This is a genomic window from Sediminibacterium sp. (genome assembly GCF_051860225.1).
Taxonomy (GTDB): Bacteria; Bacteroidota; Bacteroidia; order Chitinophagales; family Chitinophagaceae; genus Sediminibacterium.
This window is the reverse complement of the sequence record NZ_JBHYEI010000001.1, coordinates 825,787-843,267: the sequence shown is the minus strand read 5'-3', so window position 1 is coordinate 843,267 and position 17,481 is coordinate 825,787. Positions and strand designations below refer to the sequence as shown.

Here is a 17,481-nt window from a genome sequence, read left to right as displayed (position 1 = left end):
TTTATTTATATGAATTAAACTCAAGTAATGCGTCATGCATATTTTTAAAAACTAAGAAATATTCCATAGCCATCTCAAGCTTTCCTTTAGGCTTTATTCCCATTGACTTTCGATAAGCTTGAAATTTTGATTTAGAAAAATAAATACGCATATACTCAGAATATATTCTAGGTGTAAAAAAAAGATTCACGATACTCTCATCCGTGTGTAATTGCTCATTAAATAATATATGTATTTCAAGATTCTTTTTTACATATAAACGACCACAACTTTCAATGTCAATTCCTATAAGTTCATTCTCGGTTTTAGTATTTGCTTTAGGATATGAAATAGCAATTTGCTTTTTTAAGATATCGACAATTATCATAATTTAAAATTTTAACAAACTTAATATGATGGAATGCAATGTATCTGCACAGAAAATTATAGAAACTAAAAATATCTAAAGACAATCACATTTCAAGATTATCAATCTTGTGTAAATTATTATATATGCTTATTTACAGTTGTAATAAAATCTTCTAAAAACCCTAAAAATTTGAAATAGTATTTATGTTGATTTGGCAGTAAGTCATCAATAACATCTTGTTGAAATTGGCTTTGCGGTGCTCCTCTATGATTTAAATTTCTACCTTGATAAAGAAAATTACCAATTTTGTAAATTCTATTAAATTGATCTGTATTGGTTTTAATTTCTTTATTAAAATAATAATAAAATAATACTGCCTTGAACTTATTAGTAAAAAACCAATTACTGAATGGTTGATTTAAATATCCAAAAATCTTAGCTTCATCAATTTGTGAAAAAATTAGTTTGCTTATTGTCATAGAACTTTTTCTAATAAAAGAGTTTGTAGCACTATCGTACTTTAATAAAGCAGAAAAGTCTTTGTTATTTTGAATATATTCAACAAGATTCGGGTCAGTTATTAAAATATTAACAATAGATTCTAATTGTTGGTAAGCCGCAAGGCAAAAATCCTCAAAATTATCTTCTCTTCTAAATTTTTCCATCCTAATAAAATCATTAACTAACTTCTCCTTAATACCAGAGATTTTAAAGTCTGAGTAAAACTTTTCTGCATGGTCTTTAATAATTAGCTTGATACAGTACTCATAAATATCATCGATTACGGAATTATTAATATTAGTACTTTTATTTACAAATATTAGTTCTAATTCATTTCGAAACCATTCATACCCTGGTTGTTTAGATATTTCTTCTACCAGCTTTAATAGTTTAATAAGGCTTTCTTTTTTGTAGTCCATTAACTTGTGGGTTTATAAGTACTCATAGCAACGTCTAGGCCTTTTTTAAATAACAAATCAATTACATCTAATAAGTGACTTTTTCGTGGTTTTACTTCGGGTTTTTGTTGAGTCAGTTTGTAAAACCTTTCTTTTAATTCTAAATATACATAACTACTATTTCCCTTAACCATTTTTAGATAATCCAATTTACCAGAAATAACATTAATCATCTCAGGCTTTGCATCTTTGCAATGACCTCTATCAGAAATATATTGCTTTAAAAAGAAATGGGAGGCTCTTTCATAACCATACCTTTCCCAGTAATACAGCCACATGCGTAATTGCTTAATGTATCGCTGCTGCACATTGGCTTTTTCATTAACCAACAACCCAGTTACTTCCTTACGGTAGCCATCTTTTTGCAAACGAGTTTTGCTCTCTTTTATATGAAAGTTTTGCTCAGTAATTATCCTATGTAATTCTTTTAAAAAATCACTCTCGGCTTGATATACATTATGCAAAGAACTAAAAGTGATGTCATCGGCATATCGACTGTATTTTAAGCCAAAACGTTTTGCTACACCAGATAATAAATAATCAAGTCTTTGGCAAACAATATTAGTTATTACCGGTGAAGTGGGAGCGCCCTGAGGTAATACACTACGTTTTACTTTTTCCCATTCTCCTGTTTCTGTTTTTCGTTCTACCTCCATATCTGTGCAACATATGGCTGCAATGATATTTACAATTCCTGCACGATTATTTTTATTTAATTTCCGAACTTGATCGTTAAAAATCAACTGCAGAAGAACCATATAAAGATGAACTTTGTCATCTTTCTTCTCTGGAGTGTTTTTTTCAATGAACTCTACAACTGATTTATAACTGCTTCTATCTAAATAAAGTGATAATGTTTCATTATGTTTTAAAACATCTTTTTTTATATAATAAATTACAGACTCCCCAGACTTTAATAATAAATTATGCCATCCTTTAATCAGGTTAATATTTGTATAAGTAATTTCTAATATTTTCTGATTTTTAATTTCCAGTGCTACATAATACTTTGAAAACAACTCAAAATCAACAATTTTATCAAAAAAAGTTTGGATTTCAATTTTAATTCCAGTTTCTACAAGATTAAAAGGTCGCAATTGCAAACATTTCCATACTCTAGCCTGATCTATACTAGGAAAAAAATCTTTTAAATCAATATTATAGACATATCTGGCACCAACATGCAGTCTTGCATTATCGACTACAGATCGTCCTCTTACAAAGCCCATAGCAGCATTATGCGGTTCATATACTGCTTGAAGAATAAGAGCTAATGTTTTTTGCAAAGCTTTCAATCCCTTAACCGGTGCATGAATACTCCGCTCTAATCCAGACTTCTTTTTAATTTTAAATTCTTTATACCTTTCCCCAGAAACCTTTGGATTTGCATACCAGGTAAGTTGCTTCAACTGAAATGGAACAGTTTTATCACCATAAATTAGCGGCTTAACTTCATTCAAAAGATTAAGTAAATCTTCCTTGGTCTGCATTTTAGCAAATGCAGATTTGATATGATCGATATGTTTTTGTTCTAATTTCATTTTAAAAAGGCTCAATGATGCCTGCTGCTTTATTCTTTGTATATGAATCAACTAAATTCATAATAATAAATAAATAATATCTCTTTATACTACAAGCATATATAGTTCGTAGAACTATATAGCCAAAAATGACCGAGAGACATTCATCCCAGATTACTCTGGAACACCAACCGATCTGAAACCGCCTTGCGGAGGCTTCCAGTTGGCACAAATCAATATCATGCAGCAGGCTATCAAAGAACAATATGCAAAGTAATTGGGTAACTGTGCAGTGTAACTGCATAAAAGCACTTTTTTTCTTAATTTTAATAATTAGAAAAAGTGATTTTAAACTATCTCAATATAATAAAAGTTCTTTTGACTTAACCAAAAAATAGTAACCTATGTCTACTAATAAAAATGCCCTTATACGATATAAAGTACTTGATAACTGCTTTCGGAATCATAGTAAGAAATATTTTATTGATGATTTAATTGAAGAATGTGAAAATGTCTTATTAGAAATAGATCCAAATTCGGATGGGATTAGTCGCCGACAGATTTTTGTTGATATAGCTTTTATGGAAAGCAAGGAAGGTTGGAGTATTGAACTTGACAAATTAAGGGATGGCAGAAAAGTTTATTATCAGTATTCAAATAAAAACTTTTCTATTAATAATATGCCGTTAAATGAGATTGAAATTGATCAATTAAAGTCCGCAGTTGATATACTTTCTCAGTTTACAGGTATGCCACAATTCAAGTGGGTGAATGAATTAGTTCCAAAATTACAACAAGGAATTAGTAAACCTAGAGTGACTGAAACGATCATTGAATTTGACAGCAATGAATATTTAAAAGGAATTGAACATTTAGGACCACTACACAATGCGATATACTATAAAAAGGCGCTTTCAATAAAGTATCAGCCTTACGAAAATGATGCTCCATTTGATCTTGAACTACATCCCTATTTTTTAAAACAATATAATAACCGCTGGTTCTTATTTGGCTTTAATCCAGATAAAGAAAAATATGATTGGAATTTAGCATTAGACCGTATTATATCAATAAAAGAGTCAAATGAAAAATACCACAAGAACAATAAAATAGACTGGCAAGAATATTTTGAAGATATCATTGGTGTTACTAAACCAGTTGATTCAGAACCAGAAAAAGTGGTTTTACAATTTACTGGAATAACTGGGAAATATATGGAAACAAAACCTCTACATGGTTCCCAAAAAACAAAATGGATTGACAATCAAACACTTGAAATGAGTTTAGAATTAATTATTAATTATGAATTTGAAAGGCTTCTTTTGTCTTATGCAGATGTAATTAAAATCATTAAGCCAAAAAAACTTGAAAAGAAGATTCAAGGCAGATTAAAAACAGCCTTAAGTTTCTATTAATCACTAGGCCGCAATTGATCAATTATAAAATATAGATTATTAATCACCCGAGCTGACGGCTTTATATTTTTATACTTTAAATTATTTCTTGTTTTTACGATTTCTTCTAAATACTCTTTCTCAATAGAATAATTAAAATGCAAGTACTCTTTAAAAACATAATGCACTCGTGACGGATGAATATCATAACCTTGTTTGAGCAAATGCATAAAAAGGTATCTAATTGCAATATTATAAAGTGATAAATAATCACACTTGTATTGCAATTTATCTAAGCTATAATTTTCTTGCCTTAATCTATTTTCAAAAGAACTAAGTTTAAACAAGCACTTAGATTGGCATAATTGATTTAGTACTGTATGACTATTCATAACTAATTTTTAAAATGTTAATTTTAACAGGTCCAGCTGGTAAATGAACTTGTTTAATTTCACCGAGGCGCATACTGCAAAGAGCTTCGCCAATAGGTGAATTATAGCTTATCTTTTTATTTTTCACATCTGTTTCGCCTGCTCCAACTATATAGACTGTTTGATTTATTGATTTACCAAGTTGAGAGGTTATGGCATAGTCAACCCTAGATCCTATTTGAACCTTTTCCATATCCTGCTCCTGAAATTCTACTATCTGGCATTTAGAAATAGTCTGTTGAAGATCATTAATCTCTTTTGCTAACTGCTCTTCCAACTGGCCCAACTGCGTCCAACCTGGATTATCATGCCAACCATCTCCACTAGCAGTATACGCGTGTGCCTTCTCTTTTCTAATAGATTTGAGTCGCTCAATCTTATCATTTAACTTTAGTTGCATTAACTCTAACCCTTTCGGTGTAATTAGCTGTTTCATTCTTAATTGTTTTTATTGATATAAAAGTTTATAATTGATTTTAGATTTTCCTTTAATAGCTGTTTATCTTCTACATGATCAATCATTACTATTTGCTTTCCAGACAAATCAGAAGCATAAAAATTATTAGAAAATAGTTCGCGATAAATTTCATCAGACTTTTCTAATGCGGAAATTATTTCATCAGAACTTCCCAATATTTTAGCCTGGCGATTATTTATTTGATTACGTGCAATATTTGGATTAGATCTTAGCCAAATAAATACATCGGGCTTCATTATACATTTATACTGCTCATCTACTCTCTTCATTGTGAAAAAAGGATCTTCCCATCTTTCCCATCGAGTTACATAAGATGTTAAAACCGATCGATCACCAAGAATAAATCTGGTATTAGGATTTAATCTCTTTTGATTTAGACATGCCCTCTTAAAGAATAAATATTCTTTACATACATCATCAGTCAGTGCTTGTTCCTTTATTCCCTTCAATAATTTATTAGAAGACTCCTCAATACATGGAGCAGTAATAGAGAAAACATCTAAATCATATTGAGCTCTTAGTTCACTGTATATACTGTCAATCATAGTTGATTTACCAGAACCTTTTATTCCTTCAATTGCTACGTACATATAATTAATTTTTTTGTGGGTATATTTTTTCTAAAATGTTCACAATCTTTTTTCGAAGAATGCTATCATTATAATATTTAGGTGACTTTTCTTCTTCTAGGAATTCCCTAGTGGAATAAAGATTACATTTTTCAGATATGGGATTACCAGTCAATATCAGCGTAATTGACTCCTCTTGATTTGAATTTTTGATCCGGTGTAACTCATGTGGCCACATTATATATGACTGACCAAATTCATATTTTCTAGTTTCTAGTAAATTGAGAGCTGCTTTTCCTCTATACGTTACTTCGTAAGAACCACTAGTTTTATTTGAATCATAAACAAAGTGGTTTAATATTTCAGCTTCACATAAAGAGTCTTGAATAATACTAGCGTGAAACATATCCATTTGCAAATCACCAAAAAGTATTGTTGATGCAAACATCCATCGATGGTCATGTACATTTTCCATTGGGATCTTTAGTCCATTACCAAAATGATGTAGTCTTAGCTTGAAGTTTTTACCACTCAATAAAACAATTTTATCAAAGCCGTTTTCGTGATAGTAAGAAGATTTTAAAACATTGCTGTAGAATTGACGATCGTTTAAAATCTTATTACATAAAAAGTTTAAATTAGCTGGTACCGATAAAACTCGATTGACTTCGTATAGAATATCTGGATTATTATCAAATAATGCTTCATCAATTTTAGCAACTAAAGAATGATTGCTGCCATTGTATAACTCATTAATTATAGAATCAACTGTTTCAGAAATTATATTGAACTGTTTCATATCATCTGTTTCCAGTAAATATTCCATTTACGTGCCAACGGGATAATTTGAAGTTCAATATTGATTATTAATGTTTTATTAATTATACTTTTATTGCATTTGTTATATTATATAATTTTATGTTAGATTATATAATTTAGATCCATGAAAACACTAATAACCTGGCTAGGCTACAATGAGGACTTCGTTGAAAAAGGAGATAATATCAGCATTAACCCTTCAGGCTTTACCTGTTCGGTTCATAAGGATATTTACGAGGAATATAAGTATGATAATCACATCATTTTGTACACTTCAGATAGAGAAGGCGAAATCAAGAAGCAACTTGAAAGAAGAAAATATGAGTTAAAAGATCATTTAAACACTTTTTTCAAGAAACATAAATTTGAACTAGTAGATAGTAATATTGACAAATCTGACTTACAAAGCTATACCGCAATAGAATCAAGCTTAAGAAGCCTAATTAATAGCTTTGATGCAGATAATCAGCTTTCTGTAATTGCTGGTACTGGACCAACTGCAGTTGCTATGGCTTGGTCTAATTTGAGTATATCAATGCAAAATAGATTTTCACTCTATTTACTCCAAAAACCAGAGTATACTAAATCAAAAAAAATATCCTCATTAATAGAATTAAAACCAGTTAGGAATGAATGGCTTGATAATGTATTAAGAGAAAATCATTTTAAATTAGAATTACCTGATGATATTTATAAAGATTCAATAGTAATTGAAGAATATAAAAAAGCAGAAGTGGTTGCAAAAGCTTTAGATATCAATGTATTAATACTAGGCGAAACAGGTTGCGGTAAAGATAGAATGGCAGAATTCATAGTAAATAATTCAGGATTAGATAAAACAAAATATAGAGCTATAAATTGTGCTTCACTTCCAGATGAATTATTATACTCTGAATTATTTGGACATTTAAAAGGATCTTTTACGGGTGCTGAAAAGGATAGGATTGGATTATTTGAAGAGTGTAATAGAGGTGTGCTTTTTTTAGACGAAATCGGAGATATTTCACCATATATGCAACAAAGTTTATTGCGTGCCTTAGAAAATAAGGAAATCAAGAAAATGGGTTCTAATGAAATAAAAAAAGATATCCAAGTAAGAATAATTTCAGCAACAAATAATAACCTTTATCAAAAATGTAAAGAAGGGAAATTTAGATTCGATTTGTATTATCGTCTTTGTAGTATGGAGATTGAATTAATGCCCTATAGAGATCGAAATACAAAAGAAAGAAAAGATATTATAAGTTATTATCAAAAAATATTAGAGAAAAAATGGGGTAAGAAAATTGAATTTGATTCTGATGCAATACTGACTTTGAACTCATATTCATTCCCTGGTAATTTTAGAGAAATATATAATACGCTCAACAGTTTATTCGTATACGACAAAAATATTATTGATAAAAGCTTACTCCCAAAAAGATTTTCAGATGAAGAAATAGTATTAAATGAATCATATGAGAATGTAATGAAAAGTCATTGCATTAAAGTCTACGAGAAATATAATTACAACTTAACTGAAACAAAAAAAGCTTTAGGATATAAGAATAGCACTCAATTAAAGGAGAAACTAATTCTATGGGGCGTATTTAAAGAACACTAGAAGGTGTAACAAAAGTTTAAAATGTAAATTCTAAGAAACTGTCTAAATTTTAGGGGCAATTACAATGGCTAAAAACCAAATATATAATTCTATTGATTTATTCATTAACGCTCTTTCCGCATTTAAACAAAAAACTAAATAGGGGTTTATCAATGCTAAGGATTAATTTTTTTCCTGCCTTCTTAGACGAATGCGGTATAGTATTTAAAGAGGGTATTGACTGCTGTTCATAAGTATGATTGGCCAGATTGGTTCTTCACTAAATTGTTTTATGTAAGCTTAACTGAGGATTTCATTTTCTTACCTGATAAATTTTTAAGTCTTCAAAAGGTATTACCTTATTTAGTCTAAAACCTATATCGTCTAAAGTAAGATCGCCAAATTCAATTTCATCTTTTAAGGAAATCTCATCCAGGAGGCACAGTGCTGTTTTTGGTGAAGCGCCACCCTCACTTAATAGGTCATCTTGAGTTAAATCAGAAATCTCAATTACAATAGGCTCACCATTCTTCTCAAAAAGTTCATTTATGATTGAGTAATGAGCTATAACATCTTTAGCCTTGTCAATACCTTCTTTTATAAGTAAATCATACACCTGAAATATAGTAGTACATATTTCTGATCCTAACTTGTTTTTTACTGCATATCTTAGAGCACGATTCCGGCTAGGTGTAATGTATACTGCTCCATGCTGCCAATTCATTGAATCTCCACCTCCTTGCAGTAACATTTGATTAACCACGGATTGAAACAGTCCAGCACCTGCTGTTTTATATTTTTCTGGAATTTCGAGTATTGCAATTTCATTTAGAACTGAGAGTAGTTCTAGAGCTTTTGATTCTTTAGCAAGATTATATCCCCCGAAGCCATATCTAGAAATATAATCGATAAAGAATGAATTAGTTCCATGAAAAAACTTGTGCGGTATAATAGCATTCATAAATTATGATTTATTTTACTGTATTATAAAGCGTTATCTTATCTTCCTTTTTTATAGGAACTGTTTCTGGAAAGGGTATACAATATACTTCAACTTGATTTTTTCCTATTTGATTCTTCACATCAATTTTACCATAACTAAACTTCGATTTTTTAAGATTTGGATATAGCTCTCTCGTTACTCGTTTTCCAAGTAGCCCGATTTTCTTAACATTGGTCATTGACAATTTGAGCCATAAAGCATCTCTTTGTTGTTGACTAACTTTGACATCCTTGCTTTTCTTTTCATAGACATCTGGCGCCAAATCCAGAAAACCCAAATTAGTGTTGATGCCAAAAATTTTATTAGCAAAGTATTTATATTTGCCATCCACTTCAGTTGATAAGTGAATCTCATCATAAATAATCCCATTTGGCATTAAATTAGAATGCTTAATAATTTCCCACAAGCCATTTGTTTGACAAAAAACAGCATTATGCTTTAATGCCTGTTCGGTTGGATTTAATCCAACTAGTACTACTTCTTTTATTGAACTCAAGTATTCCATTGTTATTACAATTTAATTATTATTTTTTTAGATTGTTACTATTCTCAATATCATTTAATCTTACATAATCATTAGAATTAAAGCGGAGTCAGAAGAAGAGAAAAAACCTGTATTGAGTGTTAAGTTTTGATACATAAGGCTTGATTGGTTGACTTTTGAATTTTGACATGCCGATATCAATATCCCTATATAGTTTGCTTAATGCTGGAAAGAATGTCCAGCATCATTTAGGGTCTTTTCAGATCCTCTTCTTCCGCTAGTTCAGTTCATCATTCTAGTTCTGCTTTTGAATTATATTCATCTAACTCATCCTGCAACTGAGCAATTTCCTCCTCAAACTTCTGAATCAGAGCATCCCTTTCCTTTACAGAAATTACACTAACGTAAGTATTAGCCTTAAGGTAAGATTCATCAGTTAAAATACCTGAATGGCAATCTAAGCGACTAAGACTTTTAACTACACCTTTTAATTCAGCCATTCGCAAGATTTTACCAAATACAGGCATATTCGCTTTGTAAATTTTAGTCTTTAGGTCAACTAATTCGTCTACCTTTTCTAACCACTTTGCTAGTGATTCTTTCGGCTCATAAGCGCGATTTTCAGCATTCTCAACAGGCACACAATTGTACTTTTGCAACTGCATATCAAAGTGGTTCGACTCTTTGATTAATTGACCTTTCTTTTTAAGTGCTGTTTTTAACTTCATGTTTGTACGTTTTAATTGTATTTATTATCTGACGATAAAAGCTACTTTCTGATTTTAATCTGTCGTGGGGTTCCTTCTTTTGTAGGAAAAGGATTTAAAAAGAAAAAGAATACACGCATAGGAAAGGTTAACAACAAAAAAACATTGTGCAACACCCCAATTATCCAAGGAATACCAGTATTAATTGGTCTGTTATTAATGTCATGCACGGAAAATTTATCTTTTTTCATTTTTAAATTTTTTCAGATCAAATATTAATTATTCGGTTTTATCAGAAACATTTTTAAAATCAATCCAGACTTCACATAGCATGTTATTATTAAAAACAGCAACTAAACCACAGGGATATATCTCAGTACACTCCATATAATCAGCCCATTCAAAAAATTCAATTTCGGGCTTTTCGTATATGGTATTCAATAATTTTAGTTTATGCGTCATTGACTTGAATAATAATTTGATTCAATGTGCCAATTTTTATCCCACTAACGTTTTCATAAGCTACAATAACACCTTCCTGCCTAGTAGAGGAAAATCTAAAAAAGATTGGTGCCAAAAAAGTCTCTTCTAATTCTTGAACTGTAGCAGTAACTAAAAACGTAGGTACTCTACCTTTTACATTAATGGACTGGGCATTACATAAAGAGAATATAAATGTGCTGAGAATGATAAAACAGCTCTTTATAATCTTTTTGTTCAAATCAAAAATGAGATCTAACAACAAATGGGATATTTGGCCTAGTTTTTAAAAACGCATTTAGATGCTTTCTCAACAACGCACATTTTGCATACTCTTCATGAACAAGGAAATAGATCAAGCTTTCATATACTACAAATAAGCCCCATTCAGGATCATAGGTCTGTAAATAATCAAACTCGCCAGTTTCAATATTTGCATATACTTCTTCGAAAGTTTCTTTATGAAATACACTAGTTTCATATTCTAGTACTGCATCATTTTCATTAAACATGTTGATGATATTTTATAGTTCAACAATTGGATATGTATTTGATTTCGTTCTGATGCAATAATAGGGTTAAGCAAATCCAACTTACTTTTGTTATATTATTTTATTTTACATAAAATTGATAATCAATATATTAAAATACAGATTTAGTTTCTAAACGATGTAAAAAGGCAAATAATAAGTCCTTGTAGTACATTCGAGCTACAATCAATTACATGGAAAACCTAAAGAAAGAAAAGTTTGAAATTCGTAAAGAAATATTTGTGGCAATCATCAATAAGTTGAATGATACACAGATTAAGCATGTTGCTAGTTTATTAGGTGTAAACCCGCAAGCCTGTCTTGAATATTTACATCACTATAAAGAAGATTTAAATAAAATATCAAAAGCAAATCCTTTAAATGAGGAAAATATAGATTGGTGGGATCTGTTTTCAGATAAATATCAAAAGGTAATTCAACACGATTCTACAACAGGGTTTTGTAGAGTAGTCAATACAACTATTCCTTCTTTTCCCTCTTTATCATTTGATGAGCTTTGTAACATAGTGAATATAGATCACCTTTCAAGTGAAGAGAAAGAAAAGCTCAAAACTAAGTTAATCAGTTTGTTGGCGCAGTATTTATATAAGCCTCTACATGAGGTTATCCAAAAAAGAAAGAATTCAATTACTGCTACCGAATATTGGAGCTATCATGATACTGTTTCTGTAATAAATAGATGTTTTACCAAAAAGAAGATGATGCAGGCAAAAGGTGCATGTTATGAAAGAATTAAAATGGAAAAGTCTGGTATATATACCAAAAAGGAAGTAGTTATATCAGATAGAAAAATGCTATCACCTGTTTATTTTGATTCAGAGAAAGGAATTCTGTATGCATATATTGTAGACCCCACAATTGACCCTAGAGATTTAGACAAGCTAGATATATGCCCTATTTATATCAATAGTATCTATCATGCAAAAATAGTGAATAGTCAAGAGCTTCGAGAGCCATGTAATATTATAGATATGCGAAGAATAAAACATGACGGTTCTGATAAAACTGATTACTTCATAGATGTATTTGGGGATATTACTGTTGGTGATTCAAAACACTATGATATCATCATACATTTAAATCATGTAGCAAAGGCTAAACTATTAAATCAATCAACCTTATTTACAAGTTACATTAAGGCCAATAAAGAAGCATGTAACATTGACTTCCCTTTTACACTTAAGATTAAAGTAATCAGGCTTGAAAAATTAACAGATTTCATTTTCACTAATAGCCAGCATATCAAGTTAGATATGGGGGCAAAAGCTATGAAGGAAATCGAAAAGCATATTTCAAACAAAATAAAAGTCTACCATACACAATTTAATCTTGATTTAGGAAGCCCAAATAATCAAAAGAATAAGTAAAACATGGCCTATTTTTTCATCAATCAACAAGGAGAGATAATTAACAAAGTGCCATTATTACATATTGAAGATTTTAAAGAAGGTCTAGCTGTTATAAGAACAAGTGATACCGAAAATTATGGATTCATTAATCAAATGGGTATTTATGCTATTTCACCTATGTATAGTTTTGCAGCTGGATTTTCGAATGGCTTAGCAGCAGTTAAAAAATTAGGCTCAAATAAATATGGTTATATCAATCAAAAGGGTGATGTGGTTTTATCATTTATATACGATGATGCACATCCTTTTAATCAAGAAATAGCAGCAGTTTTGAAAAACCACAAATGGTATTTCATCAATAAACAAGGAGAAAATATTTGTGATATTGGATTTTCATATTGCTCAGATTTTAAAGATGGTTGTGCAGTAGTAAAGTACCAGGGTAAATGGGGAATGATAAATGCCAGTGGATTTATAAGTATACGTAATAAGTATGATCAAATAGACCATTTTGAAAATGATTTAGCAAAAGTTCGAGTGAAAAATAAGTTTGGCTTCATTAACACAAAAGGTGAATGGGTAATTGAACCTCAATATCAATCTGTAGAATCTTTCCAAAATGGCTTGGCTGGTGTTCGGATAAAAAGAAAATGGGGATTTATCAATACGAATGGAGAAGCGGTTATTTCACCAACTTTTGATAATATTGGAACTGGTTTTAAAGAAGACTTGTGCTTTGTAAGAAAAAATAATAGTATAGGAGTGATTGATCTAAATGGTAACACACGCACACCTTTTGTATTTAGGTCTGGTCTCTTAGGAGATTGCTTTGAATATTTCTTTAAAGATGGACTCGCTTATGTTTCATTAAATACTGAAATAGGTACGATAAATGATGAAGGCTTATTGATAGAAAGAAAAAGCAATACGCAGATCAACGTTGCATCAATTGGCTTCATAGATACCAACGGAAAAACACGAGTTCCATTTAAATATCAACATGCATGGCATTTTAATGAAGGATTAGCCCCTGTCTTTTCGAATGAAGGGGCTGGTTATATTAATCAAAATGCCGAAGTAGTAATTCCGCCAATATTCAAAGATGCTCTGCCATTTAAAGAAGGGTTTGCGATTGTATCAAAATGACTGTGTCATTTTGATCACTTTTTGAGTTCATCAATACCATGTAAAAAATAATATTCATGGTTTTTCAAATACTCCAATTTCTCCTTAGACAAGGTCTTAACATTTGGCAAAGCAATATGACTCTTGCTTTCAACTAAATATTTCAGCGCATCAAATTCTATATCCGTTACTACATAAAAATCATTGAAAATGGAAATTATCTCGCGATACTTAGTATAAAACTCTGCCATTTCAAGAGTTAATATGGAATGATCTTTACTATTCATATCTAGATATACTTTCTGCCAATATTATATGCTTACTTGTTGAGCTAATTCAACAAAACGACAAAACGGGTTAGCCAATTTAATTTGTGCAGGACTTTTACACTCTGGCTCAAAAATAGCTGGATTAGCTACCATAATAAATATACCTCTTGCCCTTGATACAGCTACATTAAATCGATTAGGAGAATATAAAAAGTCCATACCCTTAGGGGCATCTTCGGGGCTTGATGTTGCAACCGAATAAATAATCACAGGAGCTTCTTGTCCCTGAAATTTATCCACTGTTCCAATAGAGACTCCATTAACTTTCTCCATTAATTTTTGAACCTGTGCATTATAAGGAGTAATTATTTTGATATCGTCTTTTGTAATTATAGATTGCTTGTTTTTAGCATTATTCCAAATAACATCACCTTTGGTTAAATCAGCTACTATTTTAGCAATTACCTCTACTTCTTCATCGGACGAGTTAGTATTTCCATTATGAGAAACATTTAAATAATACAATCCCGTACCAGCAAATTTTGAGTTTCCAAGAATTGACTGATTTTCTAATTCAGGAACAGCATTGAGTTTACTTTCATAAAACAATTCAGAATCAAATGCACAAATTGAGGGATGCATTCGATAAGTCATTTTCAAAAATACACCTTGGCTATTCGAAATAGTTTGATTACCATTAATAATATGTTCCAAAGCTGATACTTCGGAACCTTCAGGATGCACACCTTGTTGAGGTTGCTGCAATTGCTGAGGATCTCCTAAGAGTATGATATTTTTAGTTGATTGAGAAATAGCAAGAGTGTCTATTAAAGCCAATTGGCCTGCTTCATCAACAAACAAATAGTCAACTGTATTTGTATAATTAGGAGCACTCCACATAAAACTTGTTCCAGCTATTACATTCGCATCAGGCATATTTGCAATCATTGCTGCATTATCAGAAGTAGTGGTCCATTGATATTGTTCATTATTATCACTAGATACTTTTTGTACCATATTAATTTGCATCCCAAGTTCATTGGCTTCTTTTTGAACTTTTTCTAATAAGCCTGTGATTACCTTGTGTGATAACGCCGTAATTCCCACTTTCTTATTGGCTCTTACTAAGCCAATAATCATTTTACTGGCAGTATAGCTTTTCCCTGTACCTGGAGGTCCTTGTATAGAAAGAATAGAGTTGTCTAATTTTAATGCCCAATCAAGGGACATGTCTACAGTATCTTCAGTTTGAATTACATCAGCAATCGTTCTTGGTTCATTTCTTAATAGTAAGTCCCTTCCTGCTCTATAAGCCGGCAATTGGCTATCAAAACCATTTTCAACAATCCATTCAGCCATTTGAATAATAGCATTTTCCTTATCGGTTGTTGGAAAATCTTCAAAAGGGAAAATAGAAATTGGATGATTACCAGCGTTTGCAGATCCTTTTTTAATTCTAACCTCTCGCTTGATTAAATCGATGCTCTCTATTGTTCCGGTACTATTTCCGTCCTGATTTTTAACCTTATCTTTTTTCTTTATATCAGTATCCTGATAAGGAAAAGTGTATGTTTCTATTACACTTCGTTTAATAGTTTCTATTTCTCCTGTAAACTGCAAATAACTTAAAGCACCCTTTTCTTCTATTAATTCATCGGCTGGCATTTCTAATAACCTAAAATATTCCCACCAAAATGATTTCTTTTCTCTACGATACCAATTCAGCATATGAGCCAAGATATATTTGGCTCTATCGACAGGAGTTACTCTTTCACCACTATTCTGAGAGACTCCTTCCATTAACACATCATAAATGGGCTGAATTCTTTGTAGATGTAAATTTAATTCCTCTGGAGTGGCTCCATCTGCGATTAAGGGTCTTTTCAACACGACTCCATTTCGAATTAATTCCTCTCGTAAACCTTCAAGCCACATATGCAAGCGATGCGTACTTATACAATCATCCTGATTGTATAACTCAATTGCATCTTTCATTTCTTGGATAGCCTCATCTAATTTACCAATCTCCAACAGAAACTCATACTCTGCTTTATATTTAGACAATTGACGTAAATCCATTGCTCTCACATATCCAAAAAACTTCTCTAAATCTTTAATAGAATATTTTTCTACACTCGCCCTTATAGACTGTCTTACAATACCATATAAATCCACAAAAACACCTGCACGTAAAAATGAATCAATTTCGTTCTCGCAAGTCGCATATTTACTCATTATTCGTTTAAATGCCGTAGTCTCATAAGGTGCATAATGGTAAATATGAGCTGTGGGATCAACAGATAACTTTTGAATTGCAAATTTTACAAAGGTCTCAAATGCAGCTTTCTCGTCAGATTCATTACTTACCCAAATTGATGTATATTTTCCTTCGCAATACCAGCCGAACAAATACTCTAATCCACCAGGATCAACCATTGGATCACCTTCTAAATCCAAATAAATATCATACTTACTTGGCTCTGGAAGTTTATTAAACCCTTTTTCAGGTTCAACTTCTAATGTCTCGTAAACATTTTCAGATTTAATTCTACCTGTATATTGTACTCGAGCCTGTTCTTTTAATTTTTGATACGTATCAGCAGCCCCTCTTAATGGTTTGAATTGATCAGGCATTTGCCATTGCGCAAATGACTCTAATGTTTTAACACCATGAGTCTTCATTTCTTTAATTTGCGCGGTTCCCATACCGGCAACAAAACCCAAATGATCGTCTTTTCGTCGCTGCTTATTACATTCTTCCCACCAGCTACATATATCACAGTGTGTAACTGGTTCAGGATAGGTTTGATTATTATTAACAATAGCATCTAATAGTTTCCTCTTGGCTAGACGCACAAACGAGATGTAATCATCTACTCGATATCCAGTTCTTCCATCTGGATTTTCAACCCACATATTCTCTGGCATTCTACCTTGTATTGAACCAATTTTTTCTGAATACAACGCTATTTGCAAAATAGTTCCTGCCCTAGTTTCTAAAGCCAGTTTTGTATCCATCACTTCATAAGACCAATTTCCCAAATTACTTGGCGTATCAACTTTTAGAATAAAATCTGACCAGCCACTCCATACGCCATTTTCAACCAACCTTGCTTGATAAATCACATCAACTCCCTGATGCATTGCGTCAATTGTTGCTTGAGCAGCATCCGTTTGGGTTTGGGTAATTTCAATAATTGTTTTTCCTTCTTCACGCAATTTTTTTAAGAACTCAGCTTCGAATGCTATACCTCTATCTCTTAGCATATCTAATACTCTATTCTTAAAGGTTGGCTTTTTGATCAAACCCAATGCAGCTTTCTTATTTAAATTAGTAAGATGCTTACAGCTCAAATGATTTGCTAAATCTGAAGGAGAGAAAATAATATTGTTGTTTTCTTTTTCCATTTTT

At 31.4% G+C, this 17,481-nt stretch carries 19 protein-coding genes; 4 read left to right on the top strand and 15 right to left on the bottom strand.

The annotated features are described in order from the left end of the window. Position 1 precedes the first annotated feature (1 nt). The 3 genes from ACTIEI_RS03525 to ACTIEI_RS03515 form a co-directional block, all read right to left on the bottom strand. Positions 2-367: a hypothetical protein gene (locus ACTIEI_RS03525; protein WP_439504898.1), complete on the bottom strand. Its 366-nt coding sequence runs from the start codon at positions 365-367 to the stop codon at positions 2-4. A gap of 119 nt (positions 368-486) precedes the next feature. After that, positions 487-1,269 carry a hypothetical protein gene (locus ACTIEI_RS03520; RefSeq protein ID WP_439504897.1) on the bottom strand — a complete coding sequence of 261 codons (783 nt, stop codon included), beginning with the start codon at positions 1,267-1,269 and terminating at the stop codon, positions 487-489. Further along, entirely contained in the window at positions 1,269-2,849 is a 1,581-nt protein-coding gene (locus ACTIEI_RS03515; protein WP_439504896.1) for a reverse transcriptase family protein, read from the bottom strand. Before ACTIEI_RS03515 ends, ACTIEI_RS03520 begins: the two co-directional genes overlap by 1 nt. A gap of 383 nt (positions 2,850-3,232) precedes the next feature. Here ACTIEI_RS03515 and ACTIEI_RS03510 point away from each other — a divergent pair, with 383 nt between their 5' ends. Continuing rightward, the gene (locus ACTIEI_RS03510; RefSeq protein WP_439504895.1) at positions 3,233-4,243 is read left to right on the top strand and encodes a helix-turn-helix transcriptional regulator; all 1,011 of its coding nucleotides are present in this window, start codon (positions 3,233-3,235) and stop codon (positions 4,241-4,243) included. Here the strand turns inward: ACTIEI_RS03510 and ACTIEI_RS03505 are convergent. From ACTIEI_RS03505 to ACTIEI_RS03490, 4 genes are read right to left on the bottom strand one after another with little or no spacing between them, the layout of a single operon-like run. Next, positions 4,240-4,614, bottom strand: a complete 375-nt coding sequence (locus ACTIEI_RS03505; RefSeq protein WP_439504894.1) for a hypothetical protein — start codon at positions 4,612-4,614, stop codon at positions 4,240-4,242. The two genes, ACTIEI_RS03510 and ACTIEI_RS03505, sit on opposite strands and share 4 nt — an antisense overlap. Further along, on the bottom strand, positions 4,607-5,089 hold the full coding sequence (locus ACTIEI_RS03500; protein ID WP_439504893.1) for a GreA/GreB family elongation factor: 483 nt from the start codon (positions 5,087-5,089) through the stop codon (positions 4,607-4,609). Before ACTIEI_RS03500 ends, ACTIEI_RS03505 begins: the two co-directional genes overlap by 8 nt. A 2-nt stretch (positions 5,090-5,091) precedes the next feature. Then, the gene (locus tag ACTIEI_RS03495) at positions 5,092-5,721 is read right to left on the bottom strand and encodes a hypothetical protein (protein ID WP_439504892.1); all 630 of its coding nucleotides are present in this window, start codon (positions 5,719-5,721) and stop codon (positions 5,092-5,094) included. Between the two features lie 4 nt (positions 5,722-5,725). Next, positions 5,726-6,499 (bottom strand): hypothetical protein, encoded by a 774-nt coding sequence (locus ACTIEI_RS03490; protein WP_439504891.1) that lies wholly within the window; start codon positions 6,497-6,499, stop codon positions 5,726-5,728. A 144-nt stretch (positions 6,500-6,643) separates the two neighbouring features. Here ACTIEI_RS03490 and ACTIEI_RS03485 point away from each other — a divergent pair, with 144 nt between their 5' ends. Beyond that, a complete protein-coding gene (locus ACTIEI_RS03485) occupies positions 6,644-8,122 on the top strand; it encodes a sigma 54-interacting transcriptional regulator (RefSeq protein WP_439504890.1) in 1,479 nt (492 codons plus the stop codon). Between the two features lie 292 nt (positions 8,123-8,414). Here ACTIEI_RS03485 and ACTIEI_RS03480 read toward each other — a convergent pair whose 3' ends face one another. The 6 genes from ACTIEI_RS03480 to ACTIEI_RS03455 all read right to left on the bottom strand — a co-directional run bounded on the left by ACTIEI_RS03480 (position 8,415) and on the right by ACTIEI_RS03455 (position 11,287). After that, entirely contained in the window at positions 8,415-9,062 is a 648-nt protein-coding gene (locus ACTIEI_RS03480) for a hypothetical protein (protein ID WP_439504889.1), read from the bottom strand. 10 nt (positions 9,063-9,072) lie between these two features. Then, the gene (locus ACTIEI_RS03475; RefSeq protein WP_439504888.1) at positions 9,073-9,609 is read right to left on the bottom strand and encodes a hypothetical protein; all 537 of its coding nucleotides are present in this window, start codon (positions 9,607-9,609) and stop codon (positions 9,073-9,075) included. Between the two features lie 269 nt (positions 9,610-9,878). Next, a complete protein-coding gene (locus ACTIEI_RS03470; protein WP_439504887.1) occupies positions 9,879-10,316 on the bottom strand; it encodes a hypothetical protein in 438 nt (145 codons plus the stop codon). Between the two features lie 41 nt (positions 10,317-10,357). Next, entirely contained in the window at positions 10,358-10,546 is a 189-nt protein-coding gene (locus ACTIEI_RS03465) for a hypothetical protein (RefSeq protein WP_439504886.1), read from the bottom strand. A gap of 28 nt (positions 10,547-10,574) precedes the next feature. Beyond that, positions 10,575-10,757 carry a hypothetical protein gene (locus ACTIEI_RS03460; protein WP_439504885.1) on the bottom strand — a complete coding sequence of 61 codons (183 nt, stop codon included), beginning with the start codon at positions 10,755-10,757 and terminating at the stop codon, positions 10,575-10,577. Between the two features lie 260 nt (positions 10,758-11,017). Further along, the gene (locus tag ACTIEI_RS03455) at positions 11,018-11,287 is read right to left on the bottom strand and encodes a hypothetical protein (RefSeq protein WP_439504884.1); all 270 of its coding nucleotides are present in this window, start codon (positions 11,285-11,287) and stop codon (positions 11,018-11,020) included. Positions 11,288-11,499: 212 nt separating this feature from the next. On the opposite strand from ACTIEI_RS03455, the gene ACTIEI_RS03450 reads away from it, so the two are divergent. Continuing rightward, positions 11,500-12,693 (top strand): hypothetical protein, encoded by a 1,194-nt coding sequence (locus ACTIEI_RS03450; protein ID WP_439504883.1) that lies wholly within the window; start codon positions 11,500-11,502, stop codon positions 12,691-12,693. A 3-nt stretch (positions 12,694-12,696) separates the two neighbouring features. Continuing rightward, positions 12,697-13,821 (top strand): WG repeat-containing protein, encoded by a 1,125-nt coding sequence (locus ACTIEI_RS03445; RefSeq protein ID WP_439504882.1) that lies wholly within the window; start codon positions 12,697-12,699, stop codon positions 13,819-13,821. Positions 13,822-13,835: 14 nt separating this feature from the next. Here the strand turns inward: ACTIEI_RS03445 and ACTIEI_RS03440 are convergent, their stop codons facing one another. Both ACTIEI_RS03440 and ACTIEI_RS03435 read right to left on the bottom strand, forming a co-directional pair. Continuing rightward, on the bottom strand, positions 13,836-14,087 hold the full coding sequence (locus ACTIEI_RS03440; RefSeq protein ID WP_439504881.1) for a hypothetical protein: 252 nt from the start codon (positions 14,085-14,087) through the stop codon (positions 13,836-13,838). A 24-nt stretch (positions 14,088-14,111) separates the two neighbouring features. Then, entirely contained in the window at positions 14,112-17,477 is a 3,366-nt protein-coding gene (locus tag ACTIEI_RS03435) for a TM0106 family RecB-like putative nuclease (protein ID WP_439504880.1), read from the bottom strand. Positions 17,478-17,481: the final 4 nt, after the last annotated feature.